Source organism: Ereboglobus sp. PH5-5, from assembly GCF_029504805.1.
Classification (GTDB): Bacteria; Verrucomicrobiota; Verrucomicrobiia; order Opitutales; family Opitutaceae; genus Ereboglobus.
Map to the genome: position 1 here is coordinate 114535 of NZ_JAQFIT010000007.1, position 16944 is coordinate 131478.

At 62.5% G+C, this 16944-nt stretch carries 7 protein-coding genes; 2 read left to right on the top strand and 5 right to left on the bottom strand.

Annotated elements, in window-relative coordinates:
- Positions 1–5: 5 nt before the first annotated feature.
- Positions 6–6251 (top strand): MG2 domain-containing protein, encoded by a 6246-nt coding sequence (locus M2103_RS06110; RefSeq protein ID WP_277509413.1) that lies wholly within the window; start codon positions 6–8, stop codon positions 6249–6251.
- 142 nt (positions 6252–6393) lie between these two features.
- Positions 6394–9930: a transcription-repair coupling factor gene (gene mfd, locus M2103_RS06115; protein ID WP_277509414.1), complete on the top strand. Its 3537-nt coding sequence runs from the start codon at positions 6394–6396 to the stop codon at positions 9928–9930.
- Positions 9931–9951: 21 nt separating this feature from the next.
- On the opposite strand, the gene M2103_RS06120 is transcribed toward mfd, so the two are convergent.
- From M2103_RS06120 to M2103_RS06140, 5 genes are all read right to left on the bottom strand, one after another.
- Complete coding sequence (locus M2103_RS06120) at positions 9952–12522, bottom strand: BatD family protein (RefSeq protein WP_277509415.1); 2571 nt, start codon at positions 12520–12522, stop codon at positions 9952–9954.
- A gap of 23 nt (positions 12523–12545) precedes the next feature.
- On the bottom strand, positions 12546–13622 hold the full coding sequence (locus M2103_RS06125) for a hypothetical protein (protein WP_277509417.1): 1077 nt from the start codon (positions 13620–13622) through the stop codon (positions 12546–12548).
- Positions 13619–14716 (bottom strand): VWA domain-containing protein, encoded by a 1098-nt coding sequence (locus tag M2103_RS06130; protein WP_277509418.1) that lies wholly within the window; start codon positions 14714–14716, stop codon positions 13619–13621. Before M2103_RS06130 ends, M2103_RS06125 begins: the two co-directional genes overlap by 4 nt.
- Positions 14713–15771, bottom strand: coding sequence for a VWA domain-containing protein (locus M2103_RS06135; RefSeq protein ID WP_277509419.1), 1059 nt, complete (start codon positions 15769–15771; stop codon positions 14713–14715). The genes M2103_RS06130 and M2103_RS06135 overlap by 4 nt, the downstream gene beginning before the upstream one ends.
- 235 nt (positions 15772–16006) lie before the next feature.
- A complete protein-coding gene (locus tag M2103_RS06140; RefSeq protein WP_277509420.1) occupies positions 16007–16918 on the bottom strand; it encodes a DUF58 domain-containing protein in 912 nt (303 codons plus the stop codon).
- Positions 16919–16944 lie beyond the last annotated feature (26 nt).

Below are 16944 nucleotides of genomic sequence, written 5' to 3' on the forward strand. Positions count from 1 at the left end.
TTTATATGAAACGCAACCTCCCGCTCGTCCTCGCGCTCCTCCTTTCGATCTTCACCCTTCCTCCTTCACTCTTCGCGGCGAATCGCGCCGCGGACTGGCGCGCTGTCGCCGACGCACAAAAAGCAGGCCAGCCCAAAACCGCCTCCGCCGCGCTCGACAGTATTATAACCAGCGCGCTTGCCGATGGTTCTCATGCCGAGGCGCTGAAAGCCATCCTGCAAAAAACGCAAACCGACGCCTCCGGCGAAAAACAAAAAGAGCAACCCGCTTATGTTATTCGCGCACTCAATGCCTGGCTCGCCGACACGCCGCCCGCCGACACCAACGGCAATGCACGCCCAACGCTTTCGCCGCAAATGCGCCCGCTTCTTGAAACCGCACTCGCGAAAACTTGGTGGGCGTATTATCAAGCCAACCGTTGGCAACTCCTCCGACGCACACAAACCGCCGAGCCCCCCTCCGACGATTTCCTCACTTGGGACGCACGTCGTGTTCTTACCGAAACCGCCTCGCACTTTGAAGCCGCGCTCGCCGATTCCGACACGCTTCAAAAAACACCCATCGCCACACTGGCCCCCCTTCTCGCCAAAGGCGAACTCCCCGACGACTACCGCCCCACCCTCTATGATTTTCTCGTCCACGAGGCCATCGCTTTTTACAGCGCGGGCGAGCAAGGCGTTTCCAAATCTGAGGATGCTTTCGAACCCGCTCCCGATTCGCCCATCCTCGGCACACTCGAAGAATTTCTGGCATGGAATCCCGGGAGCGCCGAGCCCAAGCCCGGCTCAATTGTAAGCCAAAATCAACAACCTGAAAATACCACGGACGTCTCACCCGTGCCACGCAATCCCACCCTCCGCGCCATCCAACTCTACCAGCAACTCCTCCGCTTCCACCTCGACGACCCGCTCCCCCAACTCGCCCTCGCCGACGCCGACCTCGCCCGCATCACATGGGCAGCCAAAGTCCTCGGCAACAACGATACCACCCGCGAGATCCACGCCGCCGCGCTGCGCAGTTTTATCAAACACAATACCGCCGCAGCCCCCGCCGTCGCGGCCTCCGCATCTCTCACGCTCGCCCGGTTCCTTGAAAAGGACGATCCCGATGCCGCAGTCGTCGCCGCCCAAGCCGGCGTTCAGCTTGGAACCCGCGCTAGAGACGACGACATCAGTGCGCTCAATAATCTCATCGAACGCATCACACTTCCCGCGCTCGGCAATATTGTCACTGAGAGCACTTGGCCGACCGACCCCGCCAATACGCCGGCGCAAATCAGCATCCGCTACCGCAACCAGACAAAAATCCATTTTCGCGCCTACAAATGCGACTGGGGGAAAAGCATTCACGACCGGAACGCACGCTCATTCAGATTTACTGATTACCATAAAAGCTTTCTCACGTCCTCCCGCGCCATCGCTAAAAGCTGGAGCGCGGAAATTTCCGCCACGCCCGACTATCGTTACAATGAGCAAAAACTCGACGCCCCGCGCGACCTCGAACCGGGCTTCTACGTGCTCATCGCCAGCTTCGCCGAAGATTTCTCCGAGGAAAACAACGCCATCTCCTGCACCACGTTCTGGGTATCAAATCTAGCCATCGTCCACGACAGCCGAAACCGCACCACCGGCCAGCTCTCCGGCTATGTCGTTAACGCCACCACAGGCGAACCCGTCGCCAACGCCAGCGTTACCGCATGGCTCAACGTGAAATCCGAAAACACACTCGAAACAATAGAAGGCGTCACCTCGCCCACCGGTCATTTCTCGCTCTCGACGCGCGCGGACGAATCATTCAGACCGCGAATCAGCAGCATCCACGCCGTCGCTCCCGACGGGGCCACGGTCTCCACATCGTTCAACATTCAAAGCCGCACCACGCCCCCCGTCATCGACCGCACCCGCACGCGCGTTTATTTCTTCACCGATCGGGCCATCTACCGCCCCGGGCAAACCATCCATTTCAAGGCGGTCGTCCTGAAACACGGGCCCGCGCGTGGAAAATTCAAACTTTTGGAAGATCACCCAATTACCATCGTCATCGACGACCCCAACAACAAAAAGGCAGGCGAACTCGAACTCGTCACCAATGGCTTCGGCTCCGTGACCGGCAGCTTCACAATCCCCGCGGGGCGTCTCAACGGTCGCTATCGCCTCCGCGGTGACAACCGCGAAAATGGCTTCACCACCGTCAACATCGAGGAATACAAACGCCCGAAATTCGAAGTCACACTCGCCCCGCCCTCGACCGCGCCCAAGCTCAATGAAACCGCATCGCTCACCGGCACCGCCACCGCCTACACCGGCGCGCCGATTGACGAAGCCAAAGTCAAGTGGCGCGTTCGCCGCGAGGTGCGCTGGCCGCCTTGGTGCTGGTGGTTCCGCCCCGGAGTGTCGCGCGAAATCGCGCACGGCGTGACGACGACCGATGCGAACGGCAAATACACACTCGCCTTCACCGCCCTCCCCGACCCCGCCGTCGATCCCGACGACGAGCCCTCATTCAAATACACCATCACCGCCGAGGTCACCGACACCTCCGGAGAAACCCGCACCGCCAAGCACACCGTCACCATCGGCCACACCGCGCTCGCCGCCACCATTGCCACCGAAAGCGACTGGCACATTTCCTCAAAACCCGTCACCCTGAAACTTTCAACCGCCACGCTTGATGGCGCTCCGCAAACCGCGACCGGCACCGTCGCCATCCACGCCCTCAAGCAGCCGAAAAAAGTTCCCCGACCCTCCCTTGATGCCGCCCGCAACACCTCCTATCGCCGCGCCTCGACCAGCACCGCGACGCGCCCCGTCCCCGACGAGAATTCCTCCGACACGCGAGACTGGCCCATCGAGAAAAAATCCGTTATCACGCTCCCCTTCACCACTGACGCCGAAACCGGCAAAGCCGAGCTCGCGCCAAAACTGTCGGCGGGCATTTACCGCGCATTCGTCACAACCGTGGATCGCTTTGGCAAAAACGTCACCGCGCAAGTCGACATCCGTGTGCTTGATCCCGGTGCCTCGCACCATTCGATAAAAGAGCCTCTCTCAATCGCCGCTCCCTCGTGGACACTGCATCCCGGCAACACGTTTGAGGCACTCTGGTCAACCGGCTACGATGCCGCGCGCGCGTGCATTGTTATTGAGCGTGACGGTAAAGCATTGCGGAGTTTTTGGACAAACCCCGGTGCGACACAGCAGAAGATTCGCGTGAACATCACCAACTCCATGCGCGGCGGTGTGCTCCTGCGCATTTTTCAAATGCGCGACAACCGCCTCGTCTCCGAAGCCCGGCTGATCGACGTGCCATGGGATAACAAGCAACTGAAAATCACCTGGGAGCATTTCACTTCAAAGCTTGTTCCGGGAGGACGCGAAACATGGACGGCTCGCATCACCGGCCCCAACGCCGAACCCGCCGCCGCCGAATTCGCCGCTACGCTCTATGACGCCTCGCTCGACCAATACCGCGCCCACAACTGGCTAAGTCGCATCGCGCCCTTTCGCTCGCAGGCCATGAACAACACGCGGTGGCATACAAGCAATAGAAACTCCCACCTCATACGGCTTCACAACGACCTGAATCCAGTCTCACCCGCGTCAAGAGCCAAAGCCCCGCTCTATCGCACATGGAGTGATTTTACCCTCCGACAATGGTCGGACGACAGCGTGCGCGTCGGCGGCGGCGCATTTAGCACAGGAGACTTAGTCTACCTCGAAAGATTTGCCGTGACGGAAGAAGCCCGGAGTTCGACCAGAAATCCCACTCTTTCGGCGGCGAAGGCAGTGCCAAGGTCAGCGGTCTCCGCCGACAACTACTCCGGCGGGTTGGTTCCGCTTGGTAGACCGGACGGAGCAACAATGACCACTCCCGTATGGTCGGTCGACCAAGCCCCCGACCTCGCCGCCGTCACCGCGCGCAAGAACCTTAACGAAACGGCCTTTTTCTTCCCGCAACTCCTGACCGATTCGGACGGCTCCGTGCGCATGGAGTTCACGGTGCCCGAGGCGCTCACACGCTGGAAATTCCTCGGCTTCGCGCACGACAAACAACTGCGCTCCGCCATCCTCACTGACACCGCCGTCACCGCGAAAGACCTCATGGTGCAGCCCAACCCGCCGCGCTTCCTGCGCGAGGGCGACACCGTCGAGTTCACCGTCAAAGTCACCAACATGACGGACAAGCCGCAAACCGGATCCGCCCAGCTCACCTTCGCCGACGCCAGCACGCTGAAAGACATGGATATATTCACCTTTGAAACAATAGATGGTGAAGCTAATCGCCCCAAGCGTCCTTTTACATTGGCACCAAATTCATCGAAAACAATTTCATGGCGCATTTATGTTTCCGACGGCCAGGGTTTCCTCACCTACAAAGCCGTCGCCTCCACCGGCGCGGTCAGCGACGGCGAGGAGGGTTTTCTGCCCGTCCTCAGTCGCCGCCAGCTCGTCACCGAATCCATCACGCTGCCCGTCCGCGACAAAGGCACTTACACATTCAGCTTCGACAAACTCGCCGCATCCGCAACCGACACCACCCTTCGCCACGAATCCCTGACCGTGCAAATGACCAGCAACCCCGCCTGGTATGCCGTGCTCGCGCTGCCCAACCTCATGGAATATCCGCACGGATGCACCGAGCAACTCTTCAACCGCTACTACGCCAACGTCCTCGCCGCGCACATCGCCAACTCCGACCCGAAAATCGCGCGCGTCTTCGAGCAATGGCGCAACACCCCCGCGCTCGAATCGCCCCTCCTCAAAAACGAGGACCTCAAATCCGTGCTCATCGAGGAAACCCCGTGGCTGCGCGACGCCACGCGCGAAAGTGAAAACCGCCGCGCCATCGGAAATCTCTTCGATGCCAACCGCCCCGCCGCGCAAACCCAGGCAATCATCGCGCAACTCGCCGAGCGCCAGATGAACGACGGCCTCTGGGCATGGTTCCCCGGCGGACGCGGCAGCGACTACATCACCCGCTACCTCGTCGCCGGATTCGCGCGCCTGCGCCACTTCGGCATCCCGCTCGACAACCGCGCCGACACCATGCTCAAGCGCGCCGTCACCGCGCTCGACGCCGCCCTCGCCAAACACCACGCAGAGCTCATCGCCTCGAAAAACTTCAACCCCGACGACAAACACCTCGGCAGCGCCGACGCATTCCAACTCTACACACGCAGCTTCTACCTGAAGGAAATCCCCATCCCCGACACCGCCCGCGCCGCCTACGACTTCTACGCCGCGCAAGCCCGCAAACACTGGCTCTCGCTCCCGCGCCAATCCCAAGGCCACGCCGCCCTCGCGCTCGCCCGCATGGGCGACACCGCCACACCCGCCGCCATCGTCACCTCGCTCAAACAACACGCCCAAAACCACGACGAACTCGGCATGTATTGGGCCGACACCAACCGCGGCTGGTTCTGGTGGCAGGCCCCAATCGAAACCCAGGCGCTCATGATCGAAGTCTTCGACGAAGTCGCGCGCGACGCCCAAGCCGTCTCCGACCTCCAACTCTGGCTGCTCAAGCAAAAGCAAACCCAAGCCTGGCCCAGCACCAAGGCGACCGCCGACGCCGTCTACGCGCTGCTCCTGCGCGGCGCCGACAAACTCGCATCCGACGCCCTTGTCACCGTTTCACTTGGCGGCAAAAAAATCGCCCCCGCCCAATCCGAGGCCGGCACCGGCTATTATCGCGAACGCATCCCCGGCCCATCCATCACACCCGCAATGGGAGAAAAAATCACCGTCACCAAAACCAACGCCGGCCCGGCGTGGGGCGGCGTCACCTGGCAGTATCTTCAAACCATCGACAAAATCACCCCGCACGAAGGCACGCCGCTCACGCTCAAGAAAACCCTTTGGAAACAAATCAACACATCGAGCGGCCCAACCCTCGTCGCGCTCGACAAAACCAAGCTTGAGCCCGGCGACACCCTCATCGCGCGCATCGAACTGCGCACCGACCGCGAAATGGAGTTCGTGCACTTGAAAGACCAGCGAGGCAGCGGCACCGAGCCGGTCAACGTCCTGAGCGGCTACCGCTGGAAAAACGGCCTCGGTTATTATGAGAGCACGCGCGACACCGCCACGCACTTCTTCATGGACTGGCTACCCGCCGGCACGCATGTGTTCGAGTATCCGGTGCGCGTGCAACTGCGCGGCGTCTACGAAAGCGGCATCGCCGAAATCCAGTGCATGTATGCGCCCGAATACAACTCCCACTCCGCCAGCACCACCCTCGTCGTCGAATAGGAAAACCCCATCGCGGAAACGCGGAAGAGCTGAAGCACGGAATCAAATCTCATTCTGAATTTTCGCCTTTCCGCCCTTCCGCGCTTCCGCGATTAAAAAAACTTCGCGCATCGGCACCTTCGTTGTTCAATCTGCGACATAAATGTCAGCCTCAGCGATTCCGTATCGAGCCAAGCACGTCGGAGTCTGCCCGCCCGCCCGCGGCGCAGTCATCGGCGAGCTCGTGCGCGCCCACCCCGCGCCGCTGTGGTTGATCGTTGTCGACGAACCCAAGCTCGCCGAACAACTCGCAGAGGACATCGCGTTTTTTGAAACTGCCGGCGCAACAGATTCCCCAACTGGAAACCGCAAACTGAAAACCGGAAACTCCGCCGCGATCTACATCCTCCCCGAATCGATGCCCGACACGCGCGACATGCGCGAAGCCTTTGCCGCCAGCGCCGACCGCCTCACCGTCCTCTCCGCCCTGCGAGGTTCCCTTAACGCTGAACCAAAAATTTCACACCCCAAACTGATTGTCACAACGCCCGCGGCATTGTCACAACCCGTCCCCGCCCTCGCGCAATTTGCCACGGCGGAAATCACGCTCGCGAGCGGACAAGCGCAGCCGTTTCAGGCGCTGATAGAAAAACTCCGCGAGCTCGATTACGACAGCGAGGCCGTTTGCGAGGCGCCGGGCAGCTACGCCGTGCGCGGCGGCATCATCGACGTTTATCCGATCACCGCCACGCAACCTTATCGCCTCGATTTTTTCGGCGACGAAATCGAGGACATCCGCGCCTTCGATCCGGTCACGCAACGCTCCGCCGAATCCGTTGCCAGCATCACGCTCTCCGCCAGTCCACGCGTGCGCCTCGAACCGTCGAAGACGGGCATGGCCGATTACCTTCCCGCCGGCACAAACCTGCTGCTCGTCGAACCGGCAATGCTAGAGGAAAATTTCAACGCACTCTCCAGCGAAACCGGCGTCAGCACCACGCCTGCGTCCGATTTCACCCTTCCCCCTTCACTCTTCACCCTTCTCCAAAAAGTCTCCGGACTTTTTGGAGTCAGCGATCTCGACGAAGCCAGCGAGATTTTCGACGCGCCCGGAACGCGCGAAGTTGTTTGGGAAACCGACAGCCTTGTTCACCACCGCAGTTATCCCTCCAATGATCTCGTCGCCAACGAACGCCTCCAAGCCGAGGAGGACGCCCGCGCGCGGTTCCTGAAACAAGTCGCCCAATGGACAACCCGCGACGGCTATGCGCTCACGATTATCACCGCCAAGGAGGGCGAGGAAAACCGCGCCAAGGAAATCCTCGCCGGCACAACCGCTTTCAAAAAAATCCGTCCGCGCTATCTGCGCGGCACGCTCAACGAGGGCTTCCGCATAACGCGCAAGGTGGCACAGGCAGAAATATCTGCGCCGCCTTTCCAACCCGCGCTCTACATCACCGAAACCGAGCTCTTCGGGCGCCAGCGCGCGCGACGGGCCGGCGGCGCGGCGTTGCAACAACGCGCGCTCGTGCAGCGCGCCCAAGTCGACCAGCTCCTCGACTTCTCCGAGCTCGTCGAGGGCGATCTCGTTGTCCATATCCAGCACGGCATCGCCATCTATCGCGGCCTCGCGAAAATCGACCACGCCACGGGCATGCGCGAAGTCATCTCGCTCGAGTTCGACGACGGCGTCACGCTCCACGTTCCGTTGCAGGAATCGCACCTCGTCAGCCGTTACGTCGGCCTCAGCAAAACGCGCCCGCAGCTCGGGCGCATCGGCACCAACCGCTGGGAAAAAACACGCCGCGCCGCCGAAGTCGCCACCATCGATCTCGCCGCCGAGCTGCTCCGCATCCAGGCCGCGCGCGAGGCGCAGTCCGGGCACGCCTTTGGAGGCGACACCACCTGGCAAAAGGAATTCGAGGCGTCATTCCCTTTCACCGAAACGCGCGACCAACTCCGCGCCATTGATGAAACCAAGGCCGACATGGAACGCGAGCGCAGCATGGACCGCCTCATCTGCGGCGATGTCGGCTTTGGCAAAACCGAGGTTGCCATCCGCGCCGCGTTCAAGGCCGTGCAGGACGGCTACCAGGTCGCGCTCCTCGTGCCGACAACCGTGCTCGCGCAACAACACCTCAACACCTTTCGCGAGCGCATGGCCGGCTACCCCGTCATCGTCGAAATGGTTTCGCGCTTTCGCACGCGCGGCGAGCAGAACAAAATCATCGCAGCCACCGCCGCCGGACAAGTTGACATCCTCATCGGCACGCACCGCCTTCTCCAAAAAGACATCGTCTTTCGCAACCTCGGCCTCGTTGTCATCGACGAGGAGCAGCGCTTCGGCGTGAAGCACAAGGAGCGCCTCAAAACCATGCGCGCCACCGTGGACGTGCTCTCGATGAGCGCCACGCCGATCCCGCGCACGCTCTACATGGCGCTCACCGGCGCGCGCGACATGAGCGTCATCGAAACCGCGCCCACCAACCGCCACCCCGTCCAGACCATCGTCAAAACCTACGACGAAAAACTCATCATCGAGGCCGTGCGCCACGAACTGCGCCGCGGCGGGCAAGTATTTTATCTGCACAACCGCGTGCAAACAATCGACCTCGTCGCCGCGCGCCTGCGCGAACTTTTGCCCGACCTGCGCATCGGCGTCGGCCACGGACAAATGCACGAAAAGGACCTCGAGCATGTGATGACCGATTTTGTCGCGGGCAAATACGACATCCTCGTCTGCACCACCATTATCGAAAGCGGCCTCGATATTCCGAACTGCAACACAATCATCATCGAGGGCGCGGATCGCTTCGGCCTCTCGCAACTTTACCAACTCCGCGGCCGCGTCGGTCGTTTCAAGCACCAAGCCTACGCGTATCTGCTGCTGCACCGTCACACGCACCTCGTGGAAATCGCGCGCCAGCGCCTGAATGCCCTCCGCGCGCACAACCAGCTCGGCGCGGGCTTCCGCATCGCGATGCGCGACCTCGAACTGCGCGGCGCGGGAAACCTGTTGGGCGCGGAACAAAGCGGCCACATCGTCGGCGTCGGGTTCGAGCTGTATTGCCAGTTGTTGCGGCAATCGGTGGCGCGCCTGAAAGGCGAAAAATCGGCGGCGAGCATTCGCGCAAATGTGAAGCTCGATTTTGTCTATGTGGGCGAGGCGGATGAAGACAGGGCGGCTTCGCCGAAGCCGCCGCCCGGAGCCTCCACAAAATCCAAACCCAATTCCGGCGAGCGCGCCCTACCCTCCCAAGCCCACGCCACGTCCTACTCCGCGATCAAGGCGGCCGAGGACGCCGCCAGCGGCATTGTCGAGATTCCGAAAATTCAAGCGCGCATCCCGAGCGCGTATATTTCGGAAACGCGGCTGCGCATTGATTTCTACCGCCGCCTCGCGCTCGCCGAAACCCCCGAATCGCTCAAGCAAATCCAAAACGACCTGCGCGACCGCTTCGGCAAATACGGCGACGAAGTGAAGGCGCTGTTTTTAATCACCGAAATCCGGATACGCGCGGAACAGAAAAACATCCTCAGCGTGGAAACCGCCGGCACCCGCCTGAAATGCCTGCGCAACACCGGCAAGCACGACGATTTTGTGATGCACGGCACGCGTTTCCCGCGACTCGCCGCCCCCAAACCGCTCGCGCGATTGAAGGAAATCCTCGTTTTCCTGAACAACCTGCCGAATGCGTAAAACCGTCGCGCGCCCGCAAACTCACTTCCACAAGCGCACGGTGTCTTCCCTGGGCACCCAGCCGGTTTGGCCGTCCTCGAAAACGAGGCGCACCCAGCCGGGGAAATCCTTGTCAACAATCGCAACCGTGCCCGCGGCGAGCGGGGTGGTTTTTTGCGTCGTGTCGGCGACTGTCGGGATCGAGCGGAGCGAGCCCGATTTCCACACGATCACCGCGCGTTCGTCCTTCGCGGAACCGTAGGCGTGCAGGCTGAGCAGCGACACCGTCACGCCAAGCGCCGCGAAGCCAAACGCCGCGCCGGCCAGGATGAAAAGCAGCAGCCGGAAGCGGCGTCCGTAAACGGCGAGCAGCACAAACGCGAAGGCGAGCGCGGCGAGCGCGACCGAGATGCCGAGCGCGCATTGCCATTGCGCGGGCGCAAAGCGCAGCGCGACTTCGCGCACCGGTCCGGGTCGCGTGACTTCCGCGACCGCGCTCGGCGTGTATCCGGCGCGACTGAGCGTGAGGAGCACGTTGCGGAGCACCGCGGGTTCGTTCGGGTGCTGCACAAACGCGGCGAAGGCGTGCGCGCCCGCCTCGGCCCAGCGGTCTTGTTGCGCAAGCGCGAGCGAGAGATTGTGGCGCGCGACCCAATCGGTCGGCGCGGCCTCGACGGCGCGGCGCCACGCGGTTTCGGCGGTTTTGAAATCGCCGGATTTGTATGCGGCTTCCGGTGTTTGGGCGGAGCTTGTGTTGGTGGCGCCGAAGGCCGATGGGCTGAAGGGCTGAAGGACTGAAATGGAAACGATCAGCGCCGCGGCGAGCGGGAAGAGGTTGCGCGGGGCGAAGAGCGAGAGCGGGTTGAAGCCGCGCGCGCGTTTGGCGGCGAGCGCGTCGTGGGCGCGCGCGCTCCAGTCGGGAGGAAGCGGCGAGCCGGCGCGGTAGAGAGCGCGTTCGCTGTCGCTCCAGAGCGCGGACCATGCGGCGCCGGTTTCCTTGTCGTTTGTTTTCAGGAACAGCGACGCGGAGGGCACGACTTGCGGGATTTTCCAGAGGATGGCCGTGTCGTGCTGCCAGGCTTGCAGGAGCGAGGCGAGGCGTTCGCGTTCGGCGGCGGGTGTCTCGTCGATCGCGGCGAGTGTTTTCTGGATGCGCGCGCGAGCTTCGCGTTGCGGGCGGTTTGGATCGGTGCGGCGCGCGCGCAGAAACGCGAGGACGAGCCAGAGAAGAAGAGGCCAGAGACCAGCGGCCAGAAGATAGAGAATGAGCGGGGAGCGCGGGAGCGGTGTCGGCGCGGGGGCGGCGGAGGGAAGCGGATCGCCGGGGATGTTGGCGGGCTGCTTCGGCGCGTCGGCGAGTGTAAGCGCGCCGGGGGCGGGCGTCGCGGCTTGCGTGCCCGAGCCGGCGAAGATGGGCGCGGCGGCGTTGGCGGCGGGGGCGACGGTGATTTTTGCGGCGGGCGCGGTGATGGTCACGTAGCGGCCTTGCGCGGGGTCGAAGTAGCTCCATTCGACGGGGCCGAGCGTGTAGGGGCCGGGCTTGGTGGGGACGAGCACGACGTCCTCGGAGAGGGTGAATTCGTAGAGCGCGTTTTCGCCCTGCGGCGTGCGTTTCACTTGCGGCTGGATGGCGTGGAAATCTTTCGAAACGGAGCGCGGCGGGAGCGATTGGATGTCGGGCCAGTTGCCCTGGCCGGAAAGCGTGAGCGTCCAGGTGATGGGTTCGCCGACGGCGGCGTTTTCGGGGACGATTTTCGATTCGAGTTTGAACTGGCCGACCGCGCCGGAGAATTTCGCGGGCGCGCCGGCGGGAAGCGGCTTGACGGTGATTTTGGGCTGGTCGCTTGTGATGGCAAATTGCTCCTGTTGCGCGAAGCCGAAGATATCGCGGCGCCCGGTGTTGAGCGCGACGACGTGGCGCGCGGGGTTGAGCGTGATCGCGCCGGGATCGCGCGCGATGGCGCGGGTGGTGTAGGTGACGTTGATCCACGGTTCGCCGTTTTTGAGTTCGTCGGCCAATTGGTATTTCGGCCAGGGCTCGGGATTGAGCGGAAGCGAATCCCACTCGGGATGCTCGCTGCCGAGCGAGTTGAGGAAGCGTTTTAGCGCGGTGATGCGATACGTGAGGGGAAACACCTCGCCGGCCCAGACGGTTTGGGGAACGACGAATTTGGAGCCGACGACTTGGTCGAGCGTGAGTTGCCCGCCCTGCACGGTGGCCGCGCCGACGTCGAAACTGACGGACGCCACGGTGATCTCGCCCTTGTCGGTGTTGATCTTGAACGCGGGGATGGTGACGCGCTGCTCGGTGGTGGGGCGGGCGTTGAAGCCGAAGGAGACGCTTTGCACGGTGCGGCCGTTGATGCTGCTGAAGTTTTGCGAGCGGCTGCCGTTGTGCTGGAGTTCGAGGCCGGCCACGGGTGGAAACGCGACGTTGCCCTGCGGCTGGCAGTTTTCAAACACGAGCTGGATCTGGCTGACCTGGCCCTTGGCGAGGCTGCCGCCGGATGGGTCCCAGCGGATGGTTTGGGAAAGGGCTGAAAGGCTGAAGGGCTGAAGGGCCGAAAGGATCAGCGTGGCGAGCAGCGGAAGAGTTGTGGTGAGTCGCGTCATCGTGAATCTGAGAAAGTTCGTCATTACCAATTCTTGCCTTTGGGTTGTTGCGCGGATTGTTGCTGCTGGCCGCCGTCCTGCGCGGCTTGCATGCGCTGGAAAAGAATCGCGGGGGCGTCCTTGTCGCGCACTTGATCGAGCTGCTGCATGGGGATGATCAGGCGCGAGTCGATGGGCTTCTGCTCCTTGCCGTCGGAGCCGCCGATTTGCCGCATGTTTTCGGATTGTTCGGGCTGGGCTTCGGGTTGTTGTTGCTGCTGCTCCTGTGATTGCTGGCCGGCGTTTTGCTTGTCCTCGTCTTTTTTTCGCATGTCGCCGAACGCGGATTCCTGTTTGGGTTTGGGTTCCTGCTCCTGGGCGTTGTCGTTTTTGCCCTGGCCGTCCTGCTTGTCCTGTTGTTGCTGCTGCTGTTGGTCGCCGGATTGCTGGTTTTGCTGATCCTGCTGCGAGCCTTGCTGTTGCTGCTGGTCCTGGTTTTCGCCGGATTGTTTTTGCTGGTCGCCTTGCTGCTGGTCGGACTTGTCGCCCTGCTGCTGTTGTTGGTTTTGCTGGTCCTGCTTGTTTTGCTGGTCGTCGTTTTTGTCGCCGGACTGGTTTTGTTTGTCCTGCTGATTCTGCTGCTGGTCTTGCTTGTCCTTATCCTGTTTGTCCTGGTCGTTTTTGTCCTGTTGCTGCTGGTCCTGGTTTTGCTGCTCGGGTTTTTCGAGGAACTTTTCGAGGCGGGATTGGAGGTCGTCCCAGTCGGCAGCCTTGGGGTCGAGCTTGCGGCCCTGGTCAACGGCGGCGAGCGCGTCGCGTATTGGTTTTTCGGATACAGGTTGTTTCGACGCCTGCACGGCCTGGCTGTAGGCGATCGTCTCGGTGGCGAAGTCGGCGAAGTCGCGCGGCGCGAGCGTGTCGAGCGCGGAGAGCCGGCCCACGAGTTCGCCGAGCGGTTTTGCGGGGTCCTCGACGGGCGCGGCCGGCTCGGTGGGTTCGGCGGGTTTCGCGACTTCGATGGCGAAAAGTTGCGGGAGCGAGAGACAGAGCAAACCGGCCAGTCCGATCAGGCTGATTCGACCGGGGATTTTTGAAAAAAGAGATGTCGGGCGCAGTGTCATGCGAGTGGCGGAGGGGCAGACTTGGCAGTCTGCGCTACGTTGGCGGGATGTTTCTTTTGCGGGGCGAGGCGGATGGCGCGGTTTTTGGGGCGCACGGGGAACTCGAACCAGTAGCTGAACGCGAGGAGGAGCAGCGCGGCGGCGAGCGGCCATTGATAGCGCTCGGCGAGGCGCACGCGGTTTTCCTCGCGAAACGCGCCTTTGCGTCCGGTGGCGACGGTTTGCTCGATGATGTCGGCAAGGTTGACCCAACTGCTGGCGTCGGCATAGACGCCGGTGGTGGCCTCGGCGAGCTCGCGAAGGGTTTTGGGTTCGAGCTTGGAGAGCACGACCGCGCCGCGTTCGTCCTTGATGAGTCCGCCCGCGCCGTCGGGCATGATCGAGCCGGTCTCGGTGCCGACGCCGAGGCTCACAACGCGGATGTTTCGCTCCTTGAGTTTGTCAACGAGTGTGCGCCAGGTGTCGTCGTTTGCCTCGCCGTCGCTGAGGATGATGAGGAAGCGGTCGGCGCCGTCGCCCTGACTGAAGGAGCCGAGCGCGGAGTTCAGGAGCGCGGTGTAATCGGTGCCGCCCTGGGGCAGATACTTCGTGTCCATGAGCGGCAGGAAGTCGCGGAGGATTTCGTAGTCGGAACTGAGCGGGCTTTGCAAAAACGCGGTGCCGGCAAACACAATCAGGCCGACGCGCTCGCCCTTGAGGTCGGAGAGGAGTCCGGAAACGAGCAGGCGCGCGCGGTCGAGGCGCGTGGGCTTGACGTCGGTCGCGTCCATCGAGCGCGAGAGGTCGAGCGCGATCAGAATTTCGCGGGACTGGTCGAAAACGGGTTCCTCGATGCGTCCCCATTGCGGACGGGCGCACGCGGCGATAGCGAGCGCGAGGCCGAGGTAGAGCAGCACGCGGGGGCGGGACGATTTTGGATTTTGAATTTTGGATTTTGGATTGTCGGATTCAAGCCGGAGCGAGCGTCGGCCGGCGCGAGCGCGGAGGATTTTTGGGTAAGTGAACGCGACACCGGCGCGACGCACGATTTCCCCGAGCAGGAAAAACGCGAGGATGGCGAGGAGCCAGAGAAGTTGCGGCCAGTAAAAACTCATTGGGTGGAAGTGCGGAGTTCGGAACTCGGAGTGCGGAATGAAGCGCGCGTATTCAGACGCGTGAGCAACGCGGCGAGCAAAAAGAGCGCACCGCCGGGAATGGCGAACCAGTGGAAATACTCGGTGGTGACGAGGTAGGACTTGGCTTGAAACTCGATTTTTTGCGCGCGGTCGATGGCGGCGAACGCGGACTTGATGGTGTTGTTGTCGCGGGCGCGAAAATAGAGGCCGCCGGTTTCGCGCGCGATGGTGCGCAGCGTTTCCTCGTCGAGATCGCTGACCACGCGGCGCGTGCCGACGCGGTTTCTATTTTGGTCGAGGACGGGAAACGGCACCCAGCCCTCGCGCCCGGCGCCGATGGTGTAGACGGGGATGTTGCGCTCCTTGGCGATTTCGGTGGCTTGCTGCGGGGAGAGCATGCCGCGGTTGTTGGCGCCGTCGGTGAGGAGAATCACAAAGGCGCCTTTGCGCTTGTTGCCGTCCTCGGTGCGCTCGGATTGCTCGAGCCGGGTGAGCGCCACGCCGAGTCCGTCGCCGATAGCCGTGCCGTCCTCGATGAGGCCGATGTTGATTTGCTCGATCTGGCGCGCGAGCCAGTCGTGGTCGAAGGTGAGCGGCGCAAGCGTGTAGGCGTGCCCGGCGAAAAGGACGACGCCGATGCGGTCGCTGGGGCGGTCGTTGATAAAGGCCTTGATGACGGGTTTGATTGCCTGGAGGCGGTTGATGGGCGTGCCGCCCTCGGTGAAGTCCTCGGAATACATCGAGCCGGAAAGGTCGATGGAGAGCATGAGGTCGTAGCCTTGCGTGCGGACTTCGCGCTTGTCCTCGACTTTTTGCGGACGCGCGAGCGCGATGGTGATGAGGACGATTCCGAGCGAGGCAAAAATGACGGGCCAGCGCGAGGGGCCGGTGAGCGACGCGCGATGCCACGCGGCGGCAAACGGAACAATCAACACGGGCACGGTGCGGCGCGAGCGCAGCCACATGATCGCGGGGATGGCGAGCAGCGCGAGAAACCAGAGCGGGTCCTTGAAGATGTAGGGGGTGTTAAACATCAGTGGTTATGCGGTGCCCTCCTGTGGGAAAAATTCCAAATTCCAGCGGTCAAATTCCAACGAAATTCCAGATTTCAAATTCCAAATTTCAAAGAGGCGAGGCTGCGCCTCGTCCGGCGGCCTGGAGACCGCCGCTCCGTTCGCAAGCGCGAGGTTGGAACGGTTTGTTTTTTGAAATTTGGTCATTGGAATTTTACTGGAATTTGGCTGCTGGAATTTGGAATTTGCGCGCGCGTCAGCGCGCGCTCATTCTCCTGTGGAAAAAGCGGACGAGCGCATCCAGGCGGTTTTCGTCGGTGCCGACTTGGAGGCGGCTGAACTGGTCGGGGAAAAGTGCGCGCCAGTTGGCATCGCGCGTCTCGCGCCAGCGGGCGTGCGCGGCGCGCTCGGCGGAGGTGCCGCCGATGTTCACGAGGCGTCCGCTCACCGGATCGTAGGCGGCGAAGCCCTCGCCGGCGGGCAGCGCGCGCTCCCACGGGTCGTCGATGCGAAAGCCCATCGTCTGGTAACGGCGCTGGAAAATCGGCCAGCCCTCGGGCGCGGGGCGCGGGGCGAAATCGCCGAGCCAGATCATGATGCTGTGCTTGGGCGCGGAGCGCGAGAGGAGCTGCCACGGAATCGCGGCGGTCGTGGCGCCGTCGGTGATGTCGGGCGCGGGCTGGCCGAAAAGCTCGGCGGCGGCGTGCATGATGGGGCCGCGTCCGCGCACCGGCTCGTGAAGCGTGTAGCCGCGCGGCGTGGCGTGGATGGTGCCGACGCGGTCGCGGTTGACCGCGCCAAGGAGCATGACGAGCCCGGCGAGTTCGAGCAGCGCCTCGCGCTTGGAAATGCCCGCGGAGCCAAATTGCAGGCTGGGCGTGTCCTCAAAAACGACGATCAGCGTGACTTCGCGCTCCTCGACAAATTTTTTCCGGTAGGGTTCGCCGAGACGCGCGGTGACGTTCCAGTCGATGTCTCGGATGTCGTCTCCGAATTCGTAGCGCACGACCTGGTCGAACTCCATGCCGCGCCCGCGAAACGCCGAGCGGTAAATGCCGCCGAGCGTGGATTCGACGGCATTGCGCACGCGCCACTCCAGCTTGCGCAGGAGCGCGAGAGGGTTGGAGATTCCCGGGAGGAGTGTTTGCGGCGTAAGAGGAGCGGACATGGCGGAATTTTCGATTTTCGATTCTC

What these genes read in the sequence shown, in the direction of transcription:
- M2103_RS06140 (WP_277509420.1), bottom strand. Translation starts at nt 16,918, where the DNA reads ATGTCCGCTCCTCTTACGCCGCAAACACTCCTCCCGGGAATCTCCAAC.
- M2103_RS06135 (WP_277509419.1), bottom strand. Translation starts at nt 15,771, where the DNA reads ATGTTTAACACCCCCTACATCTTCAAGGACCCGCTCTGGTTTCTCGCG.
- M2103_RS06110 (WP_277509413.1), top strand. Translation starts at nt 6, where the DNA reads ATGAAACGCAACCTCCCGCTCGTCCTCGCGCTCCTCCTTTCGATCTTC.
- M2103_RS06125 (WP_277509417.1), bottom strand. Translation starts at nt 13,622, where the DNA reads ATGACACTGCGCCCGACATCTCTTTTTTCAAAAATCCCCGGTCGAATC.
- M2103_RS06120 (WP_277509415.1), bottom strand. Translation starts at nt 12,522, where the DNA reads ATGACGCGACTCACCACAACTCTTCCGCTGCTCGCCACGCTGATCCTT.
- mfd (WP_277509414.1), top strand. Translation starts at nt 6,394, where the DNA reads ATGTCAGCCTCAGCGATTCCGTATCGAGCCAAGCACGTCGGAGTCTGC.
- M2103_RS06130 (WP_277509418.1), bottom strand. Translation starts at nt 14,716, where the DNA reads ATGAGTTTTTACTGGCCGCAACTTCTCTGGCTCCTCGCCATCCTCGCG.